This window comes from Salarchaeum sp. III (assembly GCF_036418315.1).
Lineage (GTDB): Archaea > Halobacteriota > Halobacteria > Halobacteriales > Halobacteriaceae > Salarchaeum.
In genome coordinates, this window is the sequence record NZ_JAZHPG010000027.1 from 239,303 (window position 1) to 257,505 (window position 18,203).

Consider the following 18,203-nt stretch of genomic DNA (forward strand, 5'->3'; position numbering starts at 1 on the left):
GTGGAGCTTGATAGCGACTTCGAGGACGACCTCAGGGAAGCGCTCCTCGATGACGTCGAAGCCCGGTTCCGCGAGGAATATGGCCCACAACTGAAGCAGTACGCGCAAGAGCGCTGGGAGGCGTACGCGGCCGAGAACGACTACGACATTGACCACATCTGGGAGGACGCCACGCTTACCGTCGAGCGCGAGGGTGACGGCGTAAGGGTCCGCATCGAGTGGCCGGAGCTGACCGCGCTCTTCGAGCACGGCGTCGAACCCCATCAGATTCGTGGAGACCTACACTTCTACTGGGACGCGAAAGACCAGTGGATTCAGACCGACGAGGTCAACTGGGGCAGCGAGACCGGTGGTATCCCCGAGTCGCGCGCCATCCGTGATGCGCTCCGCGAGTTCGAGGCGGTGATGTCCTCGTGACCAGTTACGCCATCGCCGAGTGGACGCTCGATACAGTCGCCGCCAACTACACGCCTGAGAACACGCCGGCAGCAACGCCGGTGCTCGTCGACGACGAAGACGGCACCGTCTACCGCATCACGGACGCCGGTGGTCTTGAGGATTTGGGGCGGCGATACGAGCCCGACCCCGAGGAGGCGAACTTGGTGACGGTCGACTCAAGCCCGGATCGTCAAGAGGAGCCGATTGGCACAGAGTACGACCTGAAGGTTGACGACGCGGTCAACGTCACCGTCGAGGGCGCGCACGCTGACGCCGGTGGTGAGCTGTCCGGGCCGAGTGAGTTCGAGTCGCTCTACGAGGAGGTACGGCGCGCTATCCTCGTTGAGCGGACGTCCTACCCGACGATTGGGGGGACGGTGTACTACGCGATTGTACCCTCGAACCCGGGACGTCCACCGGCGGATGAGCAGTCGAATTATTTCGCGTACGAGGTTGACTTCGGGTTCTCCGCTTACGAGGGACTCCCGTAGCAACCACGGCCTATTAGACTCATGAGTTACGCAATCAGAACCACGAGTAGTGGAGGTATCGACCGATGACCGGTGCGGGAAGCGCGACGACACTCGCGTTCGGGAAGGAGCAGGAGTTCCTCGGGAGTCTCGTCGACGAAGACAGTGACGGGACGCCCGGGTACTGGGCGTTCGGCCGGAACGCAACGCTCACCGAACTCGACCTCGACCGACAGCTCGCGCGACTCCGCGACGCGACCAGCGCGGAAGCTGTCGAGTCCATCGCTGGGAAGATCGACGGCGGTGTCGCGGTGGAGGCGGCTGTCGCAGCGGAAACGCACAGTCACGTCCACGACATCATCTTCCCCGGTGGCACTGGGTTTAGCCCGGGACGCCCGCCCTTCTCTCGCGTCTTCACTGGCGTGAACCACCTCGACGGCAGCGTGGACAGGGAGCTTCGCGGCTGCATTCCGCTGGAGTACTCCGTCTCGTTCGACGAGGACACTGAGACTGTCACGTACAGTCTCATCCTGGGGTACGCAACGGAACCCGACACCCCGACGAGCATCGACCAGGCAGACGTGACGACGCCGTCGACCGGCTCTACGGCCGCCTTCCACGGGTTCACGCTCACTCTCGACGGCGCGGATGTCACGAAGCTGTCGACGTGCGAACTCACGATTAGTAACATCGCCCGCTACCACTACGGAGCGAGCGCGGAGCCCGTCGACGCGACCATCGCCGCGCCCGAAGCCGAACTCTCGGCGACCGCCACCTTCACGAGCGGCTCGAAAGACCGCCTTGACCTCACGTATGGCGGCGCGAGCGCGACCAGTATCCAAGACCGCATGGACTCCGTGAGCGGCAGCATCGACGCCCAGGGCCCAAGCGGAAGCATCGCAGCCTACACGCTCCCTCGCGTGAAGCTGAACGACCAGTCGTGGGAGAACGTCATCAGCGAAGAAGACACGACGGACTCCATCACGGCACACGTGAACGGCGGCATCGAGGTTCAGTGAAAATGGTTCTTCAGACTGAAACCTACAATTTCGACGACGAAGTGCAGCGGCTCGAAGACGACATCAGCGAACTCGAATCCCTCCTCAGCGACATGGACGGAGACCACGCCGCTCGTGGCGAACTCGCTGAGATCAAGAACCGGCTCTCCGTGCAACTCAACGGCGTGCGATGGGCGGCCGAGGACGCCGCTGACGCAGACTACTGCCCCGCCTGGGACGACCCAGTGGACGCGGTCACGCTCGCCGGCCTAACCGGCGGCGAGGTCGCGAAGACAAACGACACGCTCCCAGACGGAACCGGCGAGGGTGCGCGCCGCGTGAACTTCGTCGCCGCCGGCAGCCCCCACCCCGGCGACGAGGACGTCACCGACCGCGACAGGATTCTCGTGGACTCGCCTGCTCCGTACGTCGACGCGAAACCCAGCGAGCAAACCGAAGACGACCGCGTCGCCGTGGTGTCCCGGCTCCCCGACCCGTTCCTCCGGTGGGCGCACGCCCGCATCAACGAACTCACGACCGTAGGGGGAAACGGGAAACTGAACTTCGAGGCGCTGCGAGAGGAGATCGAGGCGAGTTAGAGGGCGACGCCTGGCTGGACTACATGACCGGATTGGCGATGACGATGGGGCACGACCCCCGGGATGTCGCGGAGTACGCCCGGCGCGACCTGGAACTCTTATCGATTATCGCCGACGAGAAAGGCCGCGTCCCGGATGAGTTGGGGTAACGTCTATCCCCAACCGTTCAAAACACCCGCGTATGAACCGCCGAACCTACCTCGCCACCCTCGCGGCCGCCCTCACCGCCAGCGCTGCTGGCTGTAATAGCACCGAGAGCACACCGACATCTCGGCCGCCCACGGAGACGACGTCCACGCCGACCTCAACGCAGGAGACAACGACGACAGCGTCGTCGATGACGGTGTCTGCGGAGGACGTGCAGGCGGACACGCCGGATGTCGAACTCGATATTCGGTACGCGACTCGAACACAGCAGCGTCTCCCGACGGAGCCAGTTACGCTCGCCGAGGACGGCCACACGTGGCTGCTCGTCCGAATGGACATCACGAACCGTGGCGCGGACCCTCGCGACCTCAGGATGTTCCAGTACGTCCTCTACGCTGGCGGCGACCTCCACGAACCCATCATGACGGACGAACCGTGGGCGGTCGCTGAACAGTCCGCAGCGCCCGGCGAGACGGTGACGGGATGGGTGACCTTCCATCCCGAAACCTCTCTCCGGGAAGGCGTGCTCACGATTCGCGACAACACACAGGCGGCGTTCGACGTCACGTTCACGCACGACTCGAGTCTCGACGCACAGATACCCGACTAACTTCGCGCACCTCAGCGCACCGCGGTTTTCCGTACATGTCCGACTTTAGCACCAGTGCAACACTCGACATCGGCGTATCGTCTGGGTCACTCCGACAGACCAAACAAACCATCCAAGACGAACTCGGGAGTATCACCGTCGACGTTGAACCCGCGGCTGGCGGCGGCGCCGGCCTCGGCGCTGGCGGTGGCGGGAGTCTCTCCTCAGGAATGGCTGCCGGCGGTCTCGCGGGCACGACCGACTTGCTCGCTGATGGCGTGCAGCTCGCTACCGAGCGAAACGCCATCCTATCCGAGATTCGAGACTACACTGAACGCGCCGCTGCTGGCGCGGGCGACGGCGGCGGTGGTGGCGGGCTCGCCAGCACCCTCCTCCCGCTCGGAGTCCTGTCCTCGCTCGGGTCTGGAACGCTTGCTCTGTCTGCAGCGAGCGTCCTTTCGGTGACGGGGTCGCTCGCGCTCGCTGCAAGCGGCGTACTCGCGGTCACGGGCCATCTTGGACTGAGCGCTGAGAATGTTCTGGCTGTCACTGGCGCGCTCGGGATCACGGCGACCGCGGCCCTCGCCTTCTCTGGCTCGCTCGCTCTTTCCGCGACGAGCGTACTTGCAGTCACGGGCGTTCTGGGGCTCGGCGCAGCGAGCGTCCTTTCGGTCGCGGGAACCCTCGGTCTCGATGTCAACAACATCATCGGGGTCGCGGGAAGCATCGGCCTTACTGCAGCAGGCGTGCTTGCTGTCACGGGAGCGCTTTCTCTGCCTGCAGCGGGGGTGCTTGCGGTGACGGGTGTGGCGACGGTGTTCGCGAGCGATATCTTCAACGTAAAAGGGAATATCAGCGTTGGCGGCAGTGGGAAGTCGGTTGACCAGAACAACTACGTCCAAGGGACGGCCACGTGGAAAACCAACGTCCCGGAGGACATCGACCTCTCCGGGGGGCCGGGCAACAGTAGCTCCTCGCCGTCCGGAGCCGGATCGCTAGAAACGATTCCCGAATCGGAACAGAATATACAGGACATCCGGGAGCTGGCGCAAAGCGGTGAGAAAGGCGCGAAACAATGGCTTCGCGAGCGCGGATACTCGGTCTCCGGAACGAGCTCGGGGTCGAGTGAGACTGGGTCGAATAACTCGTCGACGAACAACTCAACATCTGATTCCACGAACTCGTCAACTACCAATTCGTCGTCGACAGAGACGGCGGAGAACCAAGCACGATCCCGCTCACGTGGAGCGACGACCGTCAATTATAGCCCGACGATCAACGCGGACCTCTCGCGGTTGGAACGAGCGGTCGACCGTGACATCGCAGAGCTACGCCGGCGGATAAAACGCATCGAACGGTCGCTCAACGGAGGTCGATAATAGATGTGGGTCACGCCGACGCTCACAATTCCGGACGCCCACCCATATGGCGATGATCGCGACCCCGTCACCGGCGTCTTCGAGTTCTCGAAAGACATCCAGGTCGAAATCGAGACGCGCACTGAGAAGTTCTTCGAGAGCGGCGGGGAGACCGCGGTTATCGTCGATTGGCTCGCCAGCCAGACAGGCATCGACCTTCCTGGAACGGGCTTCCGCCAGTCCCTTAATTTTGATTTCGGCGCTGGAGTCCACGCAATAACCTTAGACTACCGCGCGATGTCGGACGCGGGCGACCGCTGGGGGGATAGTGGAGAAGGCGGAACGCGCGGCGACGCCTCCGGAGAAGACCTTCATGCTCGCATGGCGGTGCTCGACCGGTACCTGCAGACGGCGACGCTCGACTCCCAGAACCCCGCAACGCTGTCGGTCAGCGAGTACTCCAGCGAGGGCCGATACGGCCCGCTTGATGTCGTCCCCGAAAGCCCGAACATGGTGTTCGACGGGGAGAACGAGAGTTCAGTATTCGACGGCTCCATCACGTTCATCGAAACGCTCTCGCTCGAACAGGTGATTGACGGGCAGAATCAGCGCGGCTAACTCCTACAATGTCACGACGATATCTCGGCCCTCTCGAAGTCCCGAGCGACAGCCAACTCCGCTCCCAGACCGGCCAGGAGGCGAACCTCGCGACCTCTCCATTGCTGCAAGGAATCGCCTCGGTGGAGGACATCAGCACCGAACCCGGCGACTACGTCCTCGACTTGGAATTCCGCGGCGAACTCGCGGACAAGCTCGCTGCGGAAGCCGCGGAACTCCTCGAGGCACCCGACATCAACTACGTCCCGTTCTACAGCGTCCATGGTGCGCCCTCGGACGGCTACTACAGTATCGAGTCTCTGCAGTCGTCGCGTGTCGACCCCCGAACGAGCCTCCAGCAGTCGGTGCGGGACGCCCGGCTCGTGCATAAGGGCAGCCGCGGCAGCAGTCTCCGCGGCGTCACGACCGCCACGTCGACCCTGACACATCCGTTCGGAAACGACGAGAGCGATGTCGTCGTCGCCGTGCCGGATGCGGCATCGCGGACACGCTGGTACGACGCCGCGACGGGCGGGACGGAGCCCGCGACACCCACGAACGTAGTCGAGGGCGAGCATGGGCCGGTGGCCTGCTACGACCCGCAGAGCGCGTCCTACACGACGCCGACCCTCGTCTACGACCTCGACTATGGCGAGGCCTGGCGGGCGGACGTCCAGTTGTGGGATACCCGGAGTCAGACGAAGACGGACTCGTCGGGGAACGTGCTCTGGCAGCGCTGCTTCAGTCCCGCCCACGACCTCCAGGGCGCGTTCGTGCTCGACACCCGACTCTGCCGGCTCCACCTCAACCCCACGAGTGGCTCAGTTTCGTTCGAGGAATGGGACACTGGGTCGGGCGCGTGGAGTTCGGTGAGTCTGCCGAGCAGCTCGTGGAGTCTTGTCGATGTGGACGTCATCGAAATCAAGACGCCCGTCGTTGAGGCCCAACTCGAATTCTCGAACGGGAGCGAGACGTACGCGGTGAACGCGATGGCGCACCGCGGCCGAAGTCGCATGCTCTACCACGTCCCCTCGCGGGACACGCAGGGTGCGATGCCGAGCGGGCTTCAGGACTTCCTGAGTCCGACCGCCTCGGGGTCGATTGTTGACGTGCAGCCGAGTCAAGTACTTCGGGATCGTGGGGAGGTGCGGGCGTAGATGGCGACGGAACGGTTCATCGTCGACACGTCTGCGGACTGGAACGACGGGACGTTCTCGCAGACCGTGGAGTCCGGCGGCAGCTTGCTCATCGCGAAAAACACGAGTCCGAGCACGAGCCAAAACGAGACGTTCACTATCAATTTCAGCGCTGATGATAGTGTCTATGACGCGAATTTCGAGTATTCAATCTCTGATGCTGACACCGGCCAGACTCTCGTCTCCAACAGCAGCGATACTGGCTACGGACATGAACAAACGTTCACGCCGAGTGTCGACATTCACGCTCATAACAGCCTCTCGTTCTATGTCTATGTTGATATTACGAGTTCAGAAGCCTATGTAGAATCTACGGCTGACATCGAACTCGTCGATTTCCAAGGGATACAGCGGGCATACGCGCATTACACCGAAAACTATCCCGTGTCGGATACAGGGTCAGCGTCCTACCCGAGCGAACTCCCCATGTATTCCTCCGGCACACACGAATACTCACTCTCTGAATCCACACAGAAAACCTATAATCGGCTTATCGCCACCGCCAGCCTCCCTGACCAGGGTGATACCGCCAGCATCGACATCAACGGCGAGGACACAGTATCTCTCCCGGACGGCCAGATAACCACGGGGGTTTCAGTCTCCCCGGCTACGGCATTCACGTTCACGAGTAGCCTCTCGAACGGCGATACTGAGACCTCGTCGCCGTCGATTGCGCGCTATGAGGTCGTCGCGAACGCTCCACCTCGGGACTTCACGGTTTCGCTCAACGCCAGCGAAGACGTAGCCCTCTCGTGGGCACTCCCGCCCGGAGTCAAAGCCACTGAGGTCTACCGTGCTGAAGACTCCGGGAGTGCAACTGGGGACTACTCTCGTATAGCATCGCTGTCGAACGGCGAAACAACCTATACAGACAGCAGTCTGGTGGACGGCGAGTCGTACTACTACCGGATACGAGCGACATACGAGAATACGGCGAGCAACCTGACTGAAGAGCAAGTAGCCACCACCACACTCCCCGCGCCGACGCTCGACTCACTGGACGCAGGAACGCTCCGTGAAATCACCGTCTCGTACACGCTCCCGGATAACTCCACGGACGGCGATATCGTCATCGAACGGTCGACGGACGGCGGGGCGACATGGACGACGGTGGCGACCATCACCGACCTCTCGAAGACCAGCTATACGGACACCGGGCTTCTGGATGGCGTCTCCTACACCTACCGCCTGCAGCGGCGGACTGACCACGCCAGCGCCGAGTCGGGAACGTTGAGTGCGACGACGATACTGCCTGCGATGACTGGGTTGTCGGTGTCGGGTGTGGATAGTACGAGTGCGGTGGTGACTGCGCGGGATAACGCGAATAATAAGGCTGGGTATCGCGCTTGGGTCGGACCAGACGGCTACCTGTCGTTCGGCGGATTCGGGTCGGGCGACTACGTGGAGATACCCCACGACCCCGCGATGGAGGCGACTGATGCCCTCACCATCGCTGTTGAACTGGAACCGACCGCGCTGAACGTGGACAGCAATAACAACTATCGGCAGGTCTGCCAGCAAGCAAACGGCACGCGAAACAATAGTCTCCTGATAGAACAAAACGGGCAGTTCAACGGGTCGGTAAGCATCGGTGGGAATCGCGTCGCGGGACGAAGCGATTACAACGTATCTGTCGGGGAGCGCGTCAGCGTTGTGTACACCTACGATGCCAGCAGTGGCGACTGGGTATACTGGATTAACGGCTCGCAGGACAACACGGGCGTCGGTCCGACAGGCACACTTGACACGTTCACGTACCCGCTGCGGTTCTCCACGTCCGATAGCAGCCAAGAATACGCGGGCCACATCTACCGCGTCTGCTATGATAACCGCGTCTGGGACAGTTCGCAGGTGTCGGAGTGGGAGAACGGGGGCGTCCCCAGCGACCCGATTCTCTACCACGAACTGAATCAGGGGTCGGGTTCGACCGCTGTGGATTACGGGCCGAACGGACTGGACGGGACGGTCTACGGCAGCCCGACGTGGCACGGCGGCGGGAGTATGGTGCAGGACAACGGCGACCTCCCCCCGCAGTACAGTCAGCGATTCACTGCCGACGGGCAGTACGCCACAGGACCGTCCTCACTCGCCATCGAGGGGCAAGCGACCTCGATGACGGTGATGTTCACGTTCCGTGGACGACAAGAAGACCTCAATGGCTGGGCTGGCGCGATACATTCTAGCGGCCTGTTCGGTGGTAACGCTTTTGGCGTAATTGACGACGCAGGCGCGTTCGACCCGACTATCGGCGACGACGCAGGCAACTCCTACCGTGCTGGAAACGCCAGCTACCAGTACGACGAACCATCGCTGTTTGCACTGACGTATGACCGTCCAAATGGACGGATGGCGAACTGGGTGAACGCCACCGAAAAAACCAGCAACAACAGTGTTGGGCAAATCACGCTCGCCAGCGACAGCAACGAAATGGCTCTCTCTTCTGGTGGGAGCGCGGGATGGTGGAAGGGTGACATCGGCGAGATTTGGATTTACTCACGCGCTCTCTCTCAGTCGGAGCAGCAAGCGACGATGAACGGCAATCCGCCTACTGACGGCCTCGAACACCACTGGGTGTTCACTGACAATACTCTCAATTCGGTTCCCGACACGGAGAACAGCGGGAAGGCGCTCGACGTATCGAACGGGTCACAGTACGCGCCGAAAGTTCTCCCCGTCCGCCATACCCTTGACGGTCTCAAGAACGGCGAACAGTACGTCACGCGGATGAGCGTGTATACGGACGACACGGAAACCTACGACCAATAACCATGCCATCAACATTCACTACTAGTCTCCCCGACGCTCAACAACCGTCGCTCGGGAACGGCGTTGAAGACGAAATCGCCGTCAACCGCGAAACCACGCCGACGAACAACGGCCAAGTGCGCGTTCAAATCCGGGAGACCGGGCAGAGTGAGTGGGATGCCTCGGCGGTCGGCTTTAGCGAACAGACCGTCGCATATGACACAACGGCCACAGTCTTCGTCGGTCGTGAGGACGGCGAGGAGTACGAAGTCAGGGCGCGGTCGGAAACTGAGCACGTCACCGGCAACTGGACGAGTCCGATCAGCATCGTCACGAAGTTCCCGGGCGTCACTAACCTCCAAGTTACGAGCACCGGCACGACCTCGGTCGGGCTGTCCGGGCAGGATAACGCGGACAACGAGGACGGCATCGATATCGTTCGCGAGGAACGCATCGGCGGGGAGTGGCAGAACGCGACCGTGGTTGCGGAGCTCGGCCCCCAATCCGGAACGGGGTCGTTCGAGGTCGTTGATGACTCCGCACACCCCGACCGCACATATCGGTACCGAGCGAGGCCGTTCACCGAGGATACCGAGGCGTTCTCCGCCTGGACGAATACGGTCGAAACGGACGCCCTCAGCACTGACCAGGACCGCCGCGCCCGCTCCAACGGCTGGTACGTCGAAGTCGAACGCCCCGACGGCACCATCCTCACGCCCCAGGTGCTCGACAACGAACCGGAACGCCAACCCTCGGCGAACAGCCTCCCCGAAATCCGCATTCCCGTCCCCCAGAGCGAGAAATGGCAAGACCCCGGATTCGAGGGCGCACCCTTACGCGTCTGGTATAATGGCCGCCGCCAGCCTATCGACGAGCTCGTCGACATCGAAGACGAACAAGGCCCGTCCGGCGCCCAGACCATGCTCGTCGGACAGGGCGCGCTCGAACTCCAGGAGCGCGTGCAACGCGAGGTCACCCAGGATACGGTCACCGACCTCGTCCAGAACATCATCACCACCGACACCAACTACACCGCGGATGTCGACGACACGACGGGCACAGTCACGGAGGACGTCCTCCTGCAGGCCGCGGACGACACCCAAGAGTTCGTCGACGCGATTCCGCCGGGCGAGCTCGACCAGCAGCCCGTTCAGGCGGTCGATGGCGGTCTCGAACTCTTGCAGTCCGCGTTCACGGTGGAGGCGGAAGACTACGATGCGGCCTCCGGGAACGTCTATTATAGTGCGGGGTTCACCGGCATCCAACTTCAGGAGGTAGGCGACTACGTCGAGTACACGGTGTCGGTCGACTACACGATCCCGGAGAGCGCGGTCGCCGTACAGGTTTTTAAGCGCGCGTACGACAACGGCCCCGAGATTACCGCGAGCCTGAACGGCAGTACGTGGACGGTCATCCCCGACGATGCGGGGCTTACGGACGGCTGGGCGGACTTCGCGCCCAATCCCTACGGAACGGGCGGCTCGTATAGTGGCGGCGCGCTTTCTCCGGGGACGTACACGCTCCGGTTGGAGGCAACGACGTCCGCGTCGAACGCGTTCCTGGTGGACGCGTTGAGTCCCGTGCTCGATAACCGCCTCTCATACACGTTTGCAACGACCCGGGACGAGAACGGCGCGCTCCCCGGCCCGGAACACTATCGCGTCCTTGACGTCGTCACCGACGATGCCGTGTCGAGTCAGAGCGTGGTCGCCGGCGAGTTCACGGGCGTGTTCTCGAGTACGGGCGGCAGTCAGGCGGTCGCGGTGTCGAACGACCAAGGCCAAACCTATCCCGTCAGCGCCGCGAACGCAAGTTCGGTGTCGGGCTCGTTCGCGGAGCCTGGTGGCAGCCTCCGCGCTCGGATTACGCTCTCCGGCCACGGCTCGTCGACGTCGACGCCGTCGCAGGGCGTGGAGGGAATGCGGGTGGAGTCCTACGACCTCTCTGCCGATCTATCCAGTACGCCGCTTGTGTTGAATCGGAGTTTCGACGGCAGCATTTTGGAGGTCCTCCAGGAGCTCAGTCGGATTGGGGAGGGTGTGTTCGGCGCGCTCCCCGACGGCGACGGGGGGTATCGGGTGGCGTGGACGACGCCAGGCGGCCGGCCGTCCGACCAGGCGGTTGCGGTCTCCGCGTATGAGGCGTCGAAGACGACGCGGAACCAGCGGGATGCCGCGGTGGTGAAGGGCGCGAATCAGTCGGTGGTTGACGAACGATGGACGACCTCGCTGGGGACGCCCGTGCCGTTGACGCACGACCGGCTTCTCGAAGGCAGCGTGAGCGTGTACGACCCGAGTAGTGGAACGCAGTACACGCGTGGCGAGGATTTCGAGGTCGACCATTCGGCGGGCGAGTTGACGGCGCTCTCCTCGGGTAGCCTCGAGGGCGGCGTGGAGTACGCGGTCTCGTATGAGTGGCAGACCTACGGCGAGTACACGCGGCCGGACGCCCCCGAGAGTCCGTCGACCTACGTCGCGCAGGACGTGGGTGCGACGACGAACCGGGCGTGTGGGCAGGCCGCGCGCCGCATCGTGACCGTCTTGAGCCGGCCGCGGTACTCGGCGACGGTGACCGTGCCGGCGGCGGAGGTCGGCTGGGACGTCCTCAGTGCGCTGAGCCTCGACCCCCTGCCGTTCGACGATACAGAGTACGTGCAGGTGCGGGACGTGTCCGCGCGTCCCGGCTCCGCGCAGATCCAGTTGCGGAGTGATGGCGGCGCAGGATCCGTGCTTGATGACTTGCAGGAGCGCGTGCGGGCGCTCGCCGGCCGGAGTTAAATCCGTTCGGGAAGGGGGTATGATTATCCCACTCGAAGATAGTGACAACAGTATGCAGAAAACGACGGGGGTTGTCTTCCTCGCCGCCCTACTCCCGTTGAGCGCAGCCTTCACCGGAGTTGGCGGGGCGACCACACCAGCTTCAGACACTGACGACCGGCTCACTCACGAACTCGAGGAGGGCCAGACGTACTGGAGTGGAACCATCATCACAAAGCAAGACTACGCACCGAACGCCAGCACGGCAGAACTCTACACCAGCAGTGGGGAGAAGATTCGGGATATCGCGCTCTCCGACGGCGATCTATCGATTAGAACCGATGGTCTGCGCGGAGAGTACTATGTTACGGCGCCGAATGCGACCCGAATCGGCTTCGAGGTCGTGAAGGAGAGTATCCGCCTCGAAATTACCGAGCTGCAACTCAGCGAAGACCCACTACAGCCTATCGCGTCAGTTAACATCGACACGAACCGTGGCGGCGCCACTCTCTACGTCACCGGCCCAGGCGATAACTTCCCGTCCCGTGTCTCCGGTGCTGGGGAGCGAGTAGACGCGGACACGATTCGAGTTGGATTCGAAGCTTCGTTTACGACCTCGCTTGCTGGGTTAGACGCGGATAAATACTCGTTCACGGCTACAGACCGCGAACTCGGCGTGACCGAGGTGAATATTTTCCGGCTGAACGAAACGGTATTACCACCGTCACTCGCGCCAGGGGTGGCCACCGTCTCCCGAGGCGATGATTATTGGCGGCCAACTGTCCTCAAAATCCCGGAGACCTCCCCGAACACCATCTATCGAGTCGAAACCCTTGATGGAGAAGTCGTCGAACGACAGTTGTCGACGACAGCGGGAACGCTCTACCTCGGGACGTCTGACTGGGATGCCGGCGTCTACCGAGTACTCTCGAATCAGTCTGAAGTTACTCGGTTCTCGCTCCAGGTGCAGTCGTTATCCGCGACCAGCAGCGGGGATGTAGTGACGGTGTCGAGTAATCACGAGACCTACCAGCTCCAAGTCCGAGTTTCGAACGGCTCACACAACGTGACCGAGCAGGTGTTCCCGAACGCCAGCGCCCCCGTCTTGGAGCGGCCAGCGGGAACAGCGACCAAGCTTGAGTTACAGACGGACGCGGTGTCCCCTGGTGAGTATACCGTATTCTTGTCGTCGATGAACTCCTCCGCGAGGACGTCGGTGAACGTGTCTGTCGCGGCTGAACAGACAACAACACAGACGACACAGACCACGACAGCCACCACACCCACGACCTCGACGACTACGACCGCAACGACTACAACGACAGCTGCAGCATCGACATCGCCGCCGGAGACTACTACAACTACGCGAACGACTGGAACGACTCCGGGATCCTCAAGTGGCGGTGCGCCTGGATTCGGAGTGCCGATGGCACTCGTCGCGCTTGTCCTGGCTTCCGTATTGCTCTCCCGTCAACGCCGGCAGTAATGCTGGCCGCAATCGGGGGATAGCTGCGGCGGTTCATGCCCTGACTTGTTGGGATATCTGGTAACTATGGGGCGAACCGCGTGGCAAACACTACTGGATTAGTGCCCACTTGCGTAAAAGAGGGCTCGCTCTCGGTCGAACTAACCACATATTCCCCTTCAAGAACCCCTCTCCATTCTCGTGTCATGTGCGTACTACAGACCCTCTACGCTGTAAAATACTGGAATAAAGCTATCTGGTGTCGAAGTCGCCGCTCCAATTGAGTCTGGGTGCGCACTCACGTATAAGTTGGATGCAGAGAAACACACGAATATGGCTCAGGCTTCTGAATTACCTCATGATCCATACACTCGGATTGAATCGAACTTCCCGTTCATTACAGAGGACACGCCACCGGGAGAACCAATAGAACTGCTCTTCCAGGATCCCTGGTACAAGCTCGCTACCCACGTCGAGAACGGCGCTGAGACTGTTGAAGCCATCGCCGAACTCATCCCAGCTATCGGCCTTGATGGGTTCCTTGACGTACTTCCCTCTCCTGAGACAATCGCAGAGGTCGCCGTGGATGTCTATTCGCTGGTTGTTCTCACTCGAATCGCGCTCGAGGCCATACTGTGGGCCGTCCGGAACGATATCGAGGTCAAGAAATTCAGTCTCCACAGATTCTGGTATGCCCCGCATCCTCCCTCTAGTGGCGAGATTCTGGGGGATAAAGTGCTGTATATTGTGGAGGACTGATTCAGAGCCAGAGTTCCGATCTGACTTCGCTCACCCATAGTATTTTGCTACTGTATGCCACGACCCCGGTATGGACGCTGATTCCGACCCGGAGGACCGCGATGGACTCTCCCATACCGACGCACAGACTCCGCCGCAAGATCGAAATCTCGATATTCTCGGTGTTTCCATCACCGAACAACAGTGGGTGGCGGTGGGGAGCATCATCGGAATCTTCGGGGGATTTCTTCCCTGGATAAAGCTCACGTCCGCGTTCGGAACCGCTACACGCACGGGGATGAGTGGAGATGGAAAGTATGCTGTACTCCTCCTCCTGATTGCAGGAGGGGTCGCAGTGCTGACAGACTGGGATAAGAGGGCGGCGTTGGGGACAGCTGTTCTCGCTGGGCTCGCCGCACTCCTGCCTCTCCTGTATCTTATTGACCCTGGATTAGGTGTCGGGACGATTCGGGCGGGATATCTTGAACGGGGTACTGGATTGATGCTGTCTTTCGTGGGTGCGGTTCTGGTCACGTGGGTGAGTTGGCGTCGGAAAGAAACCCTCTAACCCCAGCCGGATGCGTCAAGAGTTCATGAACCACTTCTATGGCTGATAGCCGTCAGGGGGGGGGGGTGACGCATGGCGCGTGCACTGTGAGCGAGATATAGAGCACGAGAGTTTTCCGAAGTCAGTATGGCCGCCTCCGGCGACAAGTATATAGGATGACATCACCATGCTAAAATATGGCACGATTAACCAAGTCGGGGAAGTATCGAGACAGCGGCCTTTTGGGAAAAGTGAAATTCGATCTTCTGCCACCACGCGGTAGTCCTGAAGTGAAGATAACCGGCCCAGCAGCCCTCTTTGCTGGAGGGATTATCGCAGGCGGAGCGGTCGCAGGCGGAGGCGGAGCAATCGCTGGTGGGCTCCTCGGTGGCGCGCTTGTTCTGGCCGCAAACGCATAACACTATTCAGAAGCCTCACGTCAGCGCCGAAAGCGAAACTAACAGCCCCAGTCTACAAAGTTCGGAGACGACCGTTCTGCGGTTGATAGACCTCACCTTTCTGTTTCAGGTTGTCAATATCGTGTTCAATCTTGGAACGATCATGGCCGAATTCTTCCATCGTATCAACTACCTCGTCGACGGGAACTCCATTATCGAAGTCATCTTCGAGGTCTTTGATAATCCCAATGAGGTCCTTATTCCGAGTTCGTTGACTGGAGGAAACACCCGTCTCGATGATATCAGCGTCCCACTCCCCGTCCTCGTTAATCCCAACGTCGTTAAGAGACGCACGGATGAGACTGATTCCCCGCTCAACGTCATCAGGCGTTACCTCATGGGAAAGACGAACCTTTGCAGATGCTTCGGCCATCCGCCGAATCGCCTCCAGCTTTCGGTGCGTGAGCGGGACAGTCTCACCGTCGGTCATCCCACGAATATCTGGGTAGAATTGGTGAATCCGCTCACTCGCTTCATCAGTAAAACGGGGAGTGATTTCACGACGAGCATGGGCAATATATGCTCGAAGGAGATCATGCGGAATCTCTGGCTTAATCGCGTCGGCAGACTCTTCCTCCAGTCGGTCTTGATCGAGGTCCGCGGATTGCTGCCAGACCCGAGTTTTGTGCTCCGCAATCATCCGGTCCTTCTCCTCATCCGGTCGATCCTTCAGCATAAACCAGAGGTCGAAGCGGGAAACGAGCGCGGCATCAAGGTCAATCTGCTCGGCCATGTGAAGATGTTCATCGAATCGATCTTCCTTCGGGTTTCCTGCAGCTAGTAGAGCAGTTTGCGCCGGAATTGTGGCATTGATACCGGCTTTGTTGATGGAGATTGTTTGCTCCTCCAGAGCAGAGTGCATGGACTCAACGGCATCACCTTGCATCTTGTCGATTTCGTCAACGCATGCAATTCCCTTGTTCGCCAGAGCCAACGCACCAGCTTGGAGCGAATACGGCGAATCACCGAAGTCATCCTGCACAACCGCCGCAGTCATTCCTGCTGCGCTCGCCCCCTTCGCTGAAGTCTTAACTGACCGTGGACTTATTTTTTCAGCTGCTTCGAGCAAGCTCGACTTTCCTGTTCCAGGGTCTCCAATTAGGAGTACGTGAGGATCTCCACGAATCGCCGTTCCATCTGGCTTCTGGCGGCGGTACCCACCAAACATCTGGAAGATGATGCCGAGCTTAATGTCGTCCAGCTTGTCTTCTCCCTTGATGTCCGGGGCGACAGAATTGATTAGCTTCTGGTAAACCTCGGGATCGTCAGCTAGCTCCTCAATGTCGTCAATATACTCCTTTACGTTAATCTCCTCGTAGTCATTTTCTTCGACCTCGATTGATTTGGCGCGGAGTCGATAGCCGAACGTCCCTTCCGACTCGTTCGATTTATCGATCTCAAGAATACCGTTAATCGTGACTCGAGCACCCGCTCCCAATTCGCGCTCGGTTAGCCACTCTTCCAAATCGTCAGTTACGACTGCCGTGAGAGTTTCTCCCCGGCCGTCGACGGACTGCTCTGGAGGCTGTTGGAGTTGGATGAGAACCTGATCTCGAAAGTCCGTTTCGTCTTCGCGAATCTGGTAAGGGCCCTGTCGTTCGCAGCTGGTGCACTCGTAGGGCTCTTGAATATCGCCACCGGTTTGCGGGACATAGTTAATCGCTCCACAGCGCTGGCACTCGTAGGCAAGTGTCGCAGGATTTAGTTTCGCTGAACCGACTCGAGCTATCTGCCCATTTACCCCGATGTATCGACCAACTTCTTCACCACGAGGCGAACCAACCGGGTGAATTTCTTCTTCTGGCAACCCATAGAGTCGAATCTCAGCAGAGGCAGTCGATTCATCCCCCGATAGATCTACTGCAGCGGGATTCGACATTTTCCAGAGGCAGAGGTTGAATACTTTGCTTACGGATTGCCAACTAGAGAGGATGTCATCGGCTATACTCAAATCCCAGACGGCAATATCATTGTAGTCAATCCAGAGCGATTTCTTCGACGGATAGTTTTGGACGAGCTCGTAGAACTCCTCCTCACAGTAGTTTCGAATGAACCGTTCGATTCGCTCGCTGTGCTCCTCGTAGAAGTTTTGCTCGGTCCCGTTGAGGTGTTCAGGGGGGTCTGTTGAGGCAGCCATAGATGCGATTAAGCCACTCCTCGTGGCTCAGGTTGTTACCGACATAGATGCTGTGTGGACGGTTAAGCCTTCTCGGTCGCAAACAACTAAGTCGACACCAGTCCAGAACCGGGTATGGTCTCAGTAAACGGAGCGGTCGCCGATATTGGGGATACAGTACGTCACAAAGGGCATAAGACGGCTGAAATCGCCAATGTGCCCGATGAAGAGGTTGACGACCATGATATCCCTGCCGACAATATTGGCTACGAGCCAGCTTATGCAGGGGAAGTGGTAGATCGAGTATATCGCGACGGGTCCGTATTTATCAAGATAGAGATATTCTCAACAGAAGATTCTGATTTTTTTGAAGTAGGGGACCGGCCCTCGATTCAGGACTCAATTATCCGAGAGAAGGACTGGTACGTCGTGGAGTAATATAGGAGTCCACAGCAGTCTGGAACTCAGTCTCGTTCGAGAAGAATACGGAGTTACGAGCGCTGTTCCCTGAAAGCTCAGAAATGTAGCGGAGCGGCACGTATATTCCGTCTGGCTTCAACGAGTTGGTATGCTCTCCGAAACCGAAGACGCGATTCAGCGGCTCGCTATCGAAGGCGCGGCCGAGGACGGGAGGTTTCGCTCGCGGTTCATCTGGGTGCAACTCATCGAGACGGACGCCAGTACTCCAGAAAAACCGCGGGTCGAACAAATCGGGAAGTATCTGAACGACCACCGGTCGTTCCGAGGGTACGTCCTTGAGAAAGAACACGATGACTTCCAGAACTTCAATTGGTGGTGGCTCACTGAGCGCCGCGACAGTGACACGGACGATCTCGACGAGTGGTATCGCGTAGAATGCACCGACTGCAAATGGGCGTTCGAATCACCCTACTTGGACAACGTCACCGAGCGCGCTGACGGTCACGACGGAATCGCAGACGGACACTCCGTAGACGATATCGACACCACCACGGTATAATCACGCA

General features: G+C 60.1%; 18 protein-coding genes. 17 read left to right on the forward strand and 1 reads right to left on the reverse strand.

Annotated features, from left to right (window positions below; genetic code table 11):
* The 15 genes from U3A55_RS11905 (at position 1) to U3A55_RS11975 (ending at position 15,062) form a co-directional block, all read left to right on the forward strand.
* Positions 1–417, forward strand: a complete 417-nt coding sequence (locus U3A55_RS11905) for a hypothetical protein (RefSeq protein ID WP_330991720.1) — start codon at positions 1–3, stop codon at positions 415–417.
* Positions 414–929, forward strand: coding sequence for a hypothetical protein (locus U3A55_RS11910; protein WP_330991721.1), 516 nt, complete (start codon positions 414–416; stop codon positions 927–929). The genes U3A55_RS11905 and U3A55_RS11910 overlap by 4 nt, the downstream gene beginning before the upstream one ends.
* Positions 930–994: 65 nt before the next feature.
* Positions 995–1,927, forward strand: coding sequence for a hypothetical protein (locus U3A55_RS11915; RefSeq protein WP_330991722.1), 933 nt, complete (start codon positions 995–997; stop codon positions 1,925–1,927).
* 2 nt (positions 1,928–1,929) lie between these two features.
* Complete coding sequence (locus U3A55_RS11920) at positions 1,930–2,505, forward strand: hypothetical protein (RefSeq protein WP_330991723.1); 576 nt, start codon at positions 1,930–1,932, stop codon at positions 2,503–2,505.
* Between the two features lie 23 nt (positions 2,506–2,528).
* A complete protein-coding gene (locus U3A55_RS11925) occupies positions 2,529–2,654 on the forward strand; it encodes a hypothetical protein (protein ID WP_330991724.1) in 126 nt (41 codons plus the stop codon).
* Between the two features lie 32 nt (positions 2,655–2,686).
* Positions 2,687–3,262, forward strand: coding sequence for a hypothetical protein (locus U3A55_RS11930; RefSeq protein ID WP_330991725.1), 576 nt, complete (start codon positions 2,687–2,689; stop codon positions 3,260–3,262).
* A gap of 35 nt (positions 3,263–3,297) precedes the next feature.
* Positions 3,298–4,620 carry a hypothetical protein gene (locus tag U3A55_RS11935; protein ID WP_330991726.1) on the forward strand — a complete coding sequence of 441 codons (1,323 nt, stop codon included), beginning with the start codon at positions 3,298–3,300 and terminating at the stop codon, positions 4,618–4,620.
* Between the two features lie 3 nt (positions 4,621–4,623).
* Positions 4,624–5,217: a hypothetical protein gene (locus U3A55_RS11940; protein WP_330991727.1), complete on the forward strand. Its 594-nt coding sequence runs from the start codon at positions 4,624–4,626 to the stop codon at positions 5,215–5,217.
* 8 nt (positions 5,218–5,225) lie between these two features.
* Entirely contained in the window at positions 5,226–6,353 is a 1,128-nt protein-coding gene (locus tag U3A55_RS11945; protein ID WP_330991728.1) for a hypothetical protein, read from the forward strand.
* A gap of 465 nt (positions 6,354–6,818) precedes the next feature.
* Positions 6,819–9,158 (forward strand): LamG-like jellyroll fold domain-containing protein, encoded by a 2,340-nt coding sequence (locus U3A55_RS11950; protein WP_330991729.1) that lies wholly within the window; start codon positions 6,819–6,821, stop codon positions 9,156–9,158.
* A 2-nt stretch (positions 9,159–9,160) separates the two neighbouring features.
* Complete coding sequence (locus U3A55_RS11955) at positions 9,161–11,914, forward strand: hypothetical protein (RefSeq protein ID WP_330991730.1); 2,754 nt, start codon at positions 9,161–9,163, stop codon at positions 11,912–11,914.
* 52 nt (positions 11,915–11,966) lie between these two features.
* Positions 11,967–13,379, forward strand: coding sequence for a PGF-CTERM sorting domain-containing protein (locus U3A55_RS11960; RefSeq protein ID WP_330991731.1), 1,413 nt, complete (start codon positions 11,967–11,969; stop codon positions 13,377–13,379).
* A gap of 312 nt (positions 13,380–13,691) precedes the next feature.
* Positions 13,692–14,117 carry a hypothetical protein gene (locus U3A55_RS11965; RefSeq protein ID WP_330991732.1) on the forward strand — a complete coding sequence of 142 codons (426 nt, stop codon included), beginning with the start codon at positions 13,692–13,694 and terminating at the stop codon, positions 14,115–14,117.
* Positions 14,118–14,187: 70 nt separating this feature from the next.
* The gene (locus U3A55_RS11970; RefSeq protein ID WP_330991733.1) at positions 14,188–14,664 is read left to right on the forward strand and encodes a hypothetical protein; all 477 of its coding nucleotides are present in this window, start codon (positions 14,188–14,190) and stop codon (positions 14,662–14,664) included.
* A 176-nt stretch (positions 14,665–14,840) separates the two neighbouring features.
* Entirely contained in the window at positions 14,841–15,062 is a 222-nt protein-coding gene (locus U3A55_RS11975; RefSeq protein ID WP_330991734.1) for a hypothetical protein, read from the forward strand.
* A gap of 52 nt (positions 15,063–15,114) precedes the next feature.
* Here the strand turns inward: U3A55_RS11975 and U3A55_RS11980 are convergent, their stop codons facing one another.
* Positions 15,115–17,238, reverse strand: a complete 2,124-nt coding sequence (locus U3A55_RS11980) for a minichromosome maintenance protein MCM (RefSeq protein ID WP_330991735.1) — start codon at positions 17,236–17,238, stop codon at positions 15,115–15,117.
* Positions 17,239–17,352: 114 nt separating this feature from the next.
* Between U3A55_RS11980 and U3A55_RS11985 the strand changes: the two genes are divergently transcribed.
* Positions 17,353–17,655, forward strand: a complete 303-nt coding sequence (locus tag U3A55_RS11985; RefSeq protein WP_330991736.1) for a hypothetical protein — start codon at positions 17,353–17,355, stop codon at positions 17,653–17,655.
* 130 nt (positions 17,656–17,785) lie between these two features.
* A complete protein-coding gene (locus U3A55_RS11990; protein WP_330991737.1) occupies positions 17,786–18,196 on the forward strand; it encodes a hypothetical protein in 411 nt (136 codons plus the stop codon).
* Positions 18,197–18,203 lie beyond the last annotated feature (7 nt).

Excerpts from the sequence above, each read along its gene's own strand:
- U3A55_RS11975 (WP_330991734.1), top strand. The coding sequence starts at position 14,841 with ATGGCACGATTAACCAAGTCGGGGAAGTATCGAGACAGCGGCCTTTTG.
- U3A55_RS11915 (WP_330991722.1), top strand. The coding sequence starts at position 995 with ATGACCGGTGCGGGAAGCGCGACGACACTCGCGTTCGGGAAGGAGCAG.
- U3A55_RS11935 (WP_330991726.1), top strand. The coding sequence starts at position 3,298 with ATGTCCGACTTTAGCACCAGTGCAACACTCGACATCGGCGTATCGTCT.
- U3A55_RS11920 (WP_330991723.1), top strand. The coding sequence starts at position 1,930 with ATGGTTCTTCAGACTGAAACCTACAATTTCGACGACGAAGTGCAGCGG.
- U3A55_RS11945 (WP_330991728.1), top strand. The coding sequence starts at position 5,226 with ATGTCACGACGATATCTCGGCCCTCTCGAAGTCCCGAGCGACAGCCAA.
- U3A55_RS11965 (WP_330991732.1), top strand. The coding sequence starts at position 13,692 with ATGGCTCAGGCTTCTGAATTACCTCATGATCCATACACTCGGATTGAA.
- U3A55_RS11930 (WP_330991725.1), top strand. The coding sequence starts at position 2,687 with ATGAACCGCCGAACCTACCTCGCCACCCTCGCGGCCGCCCTCACCGCC.
- U3A55_RS11980 (WP_330991735.1), bottom strand. The coding sequence starts at position 17,238 with ATGGCTGCCTCAACAGACCCCCCTGAACACCTCAACGGGACCGAGCAA.
- U3A55_RS11925 (WP_330991724.1), top strand. The coding sequence starts at position 2,529 with ATGACCGGATTGGCGATGACGATGGGGCACGACCCCCGGGATGTCGCG.
- U3A55_RS11985 (WP_330991736.1), top strand. The coding sequence starts at position 17,353 with ATGGTCTCAGTAAACGGAGCGGTCGCCGATATTGGGGATACAGTACGT.
- U3A55_RS11970 (WP_330991733.1), top strand. The coding sequence starts at position 14,188 with ATGGACGCTGATTCCGACCCGGAGGACCGCGATGGACTCTCCCATACC.
- U3A55_RS11960 (WP_330991731.1), top strand. The coding sequence starts at position 11,967 with ATGCAGAAAACGACGGGGGTTGTCTTCCTCGCCGCCCTACTCCCGTTG.
- U3A55_RS11950 (WP_330991729.1), top strand. The coding sequence starts at position 6,819 with ATGTATTCCTCCGGCACACACGAATACTCACTCTCTGAATCCACACAG.
- U3A55_RS11940 (WP_330991727.1), top strand. The coding sequence starts at position 4,624 with ATGTGGGTCACGCCGACGCTCACAATTCCGGACGCCCACCCATATGGC.
- U3A55_RS11955 (WP_330991730.1), top strand. The coding sequence starts at position 9,161 with ATGCCATCAACATTCACTACTAGTCTCCCCGACGCTCAACAACCGTCG.
- U3A55_RS11990 (WP_330991737.1), top strand. The coding sequence starts at position 17,786 with ATGCTCTCCGAAACCGAAGACGCGATTCAGCGGCTCGCTATCGAAGGC.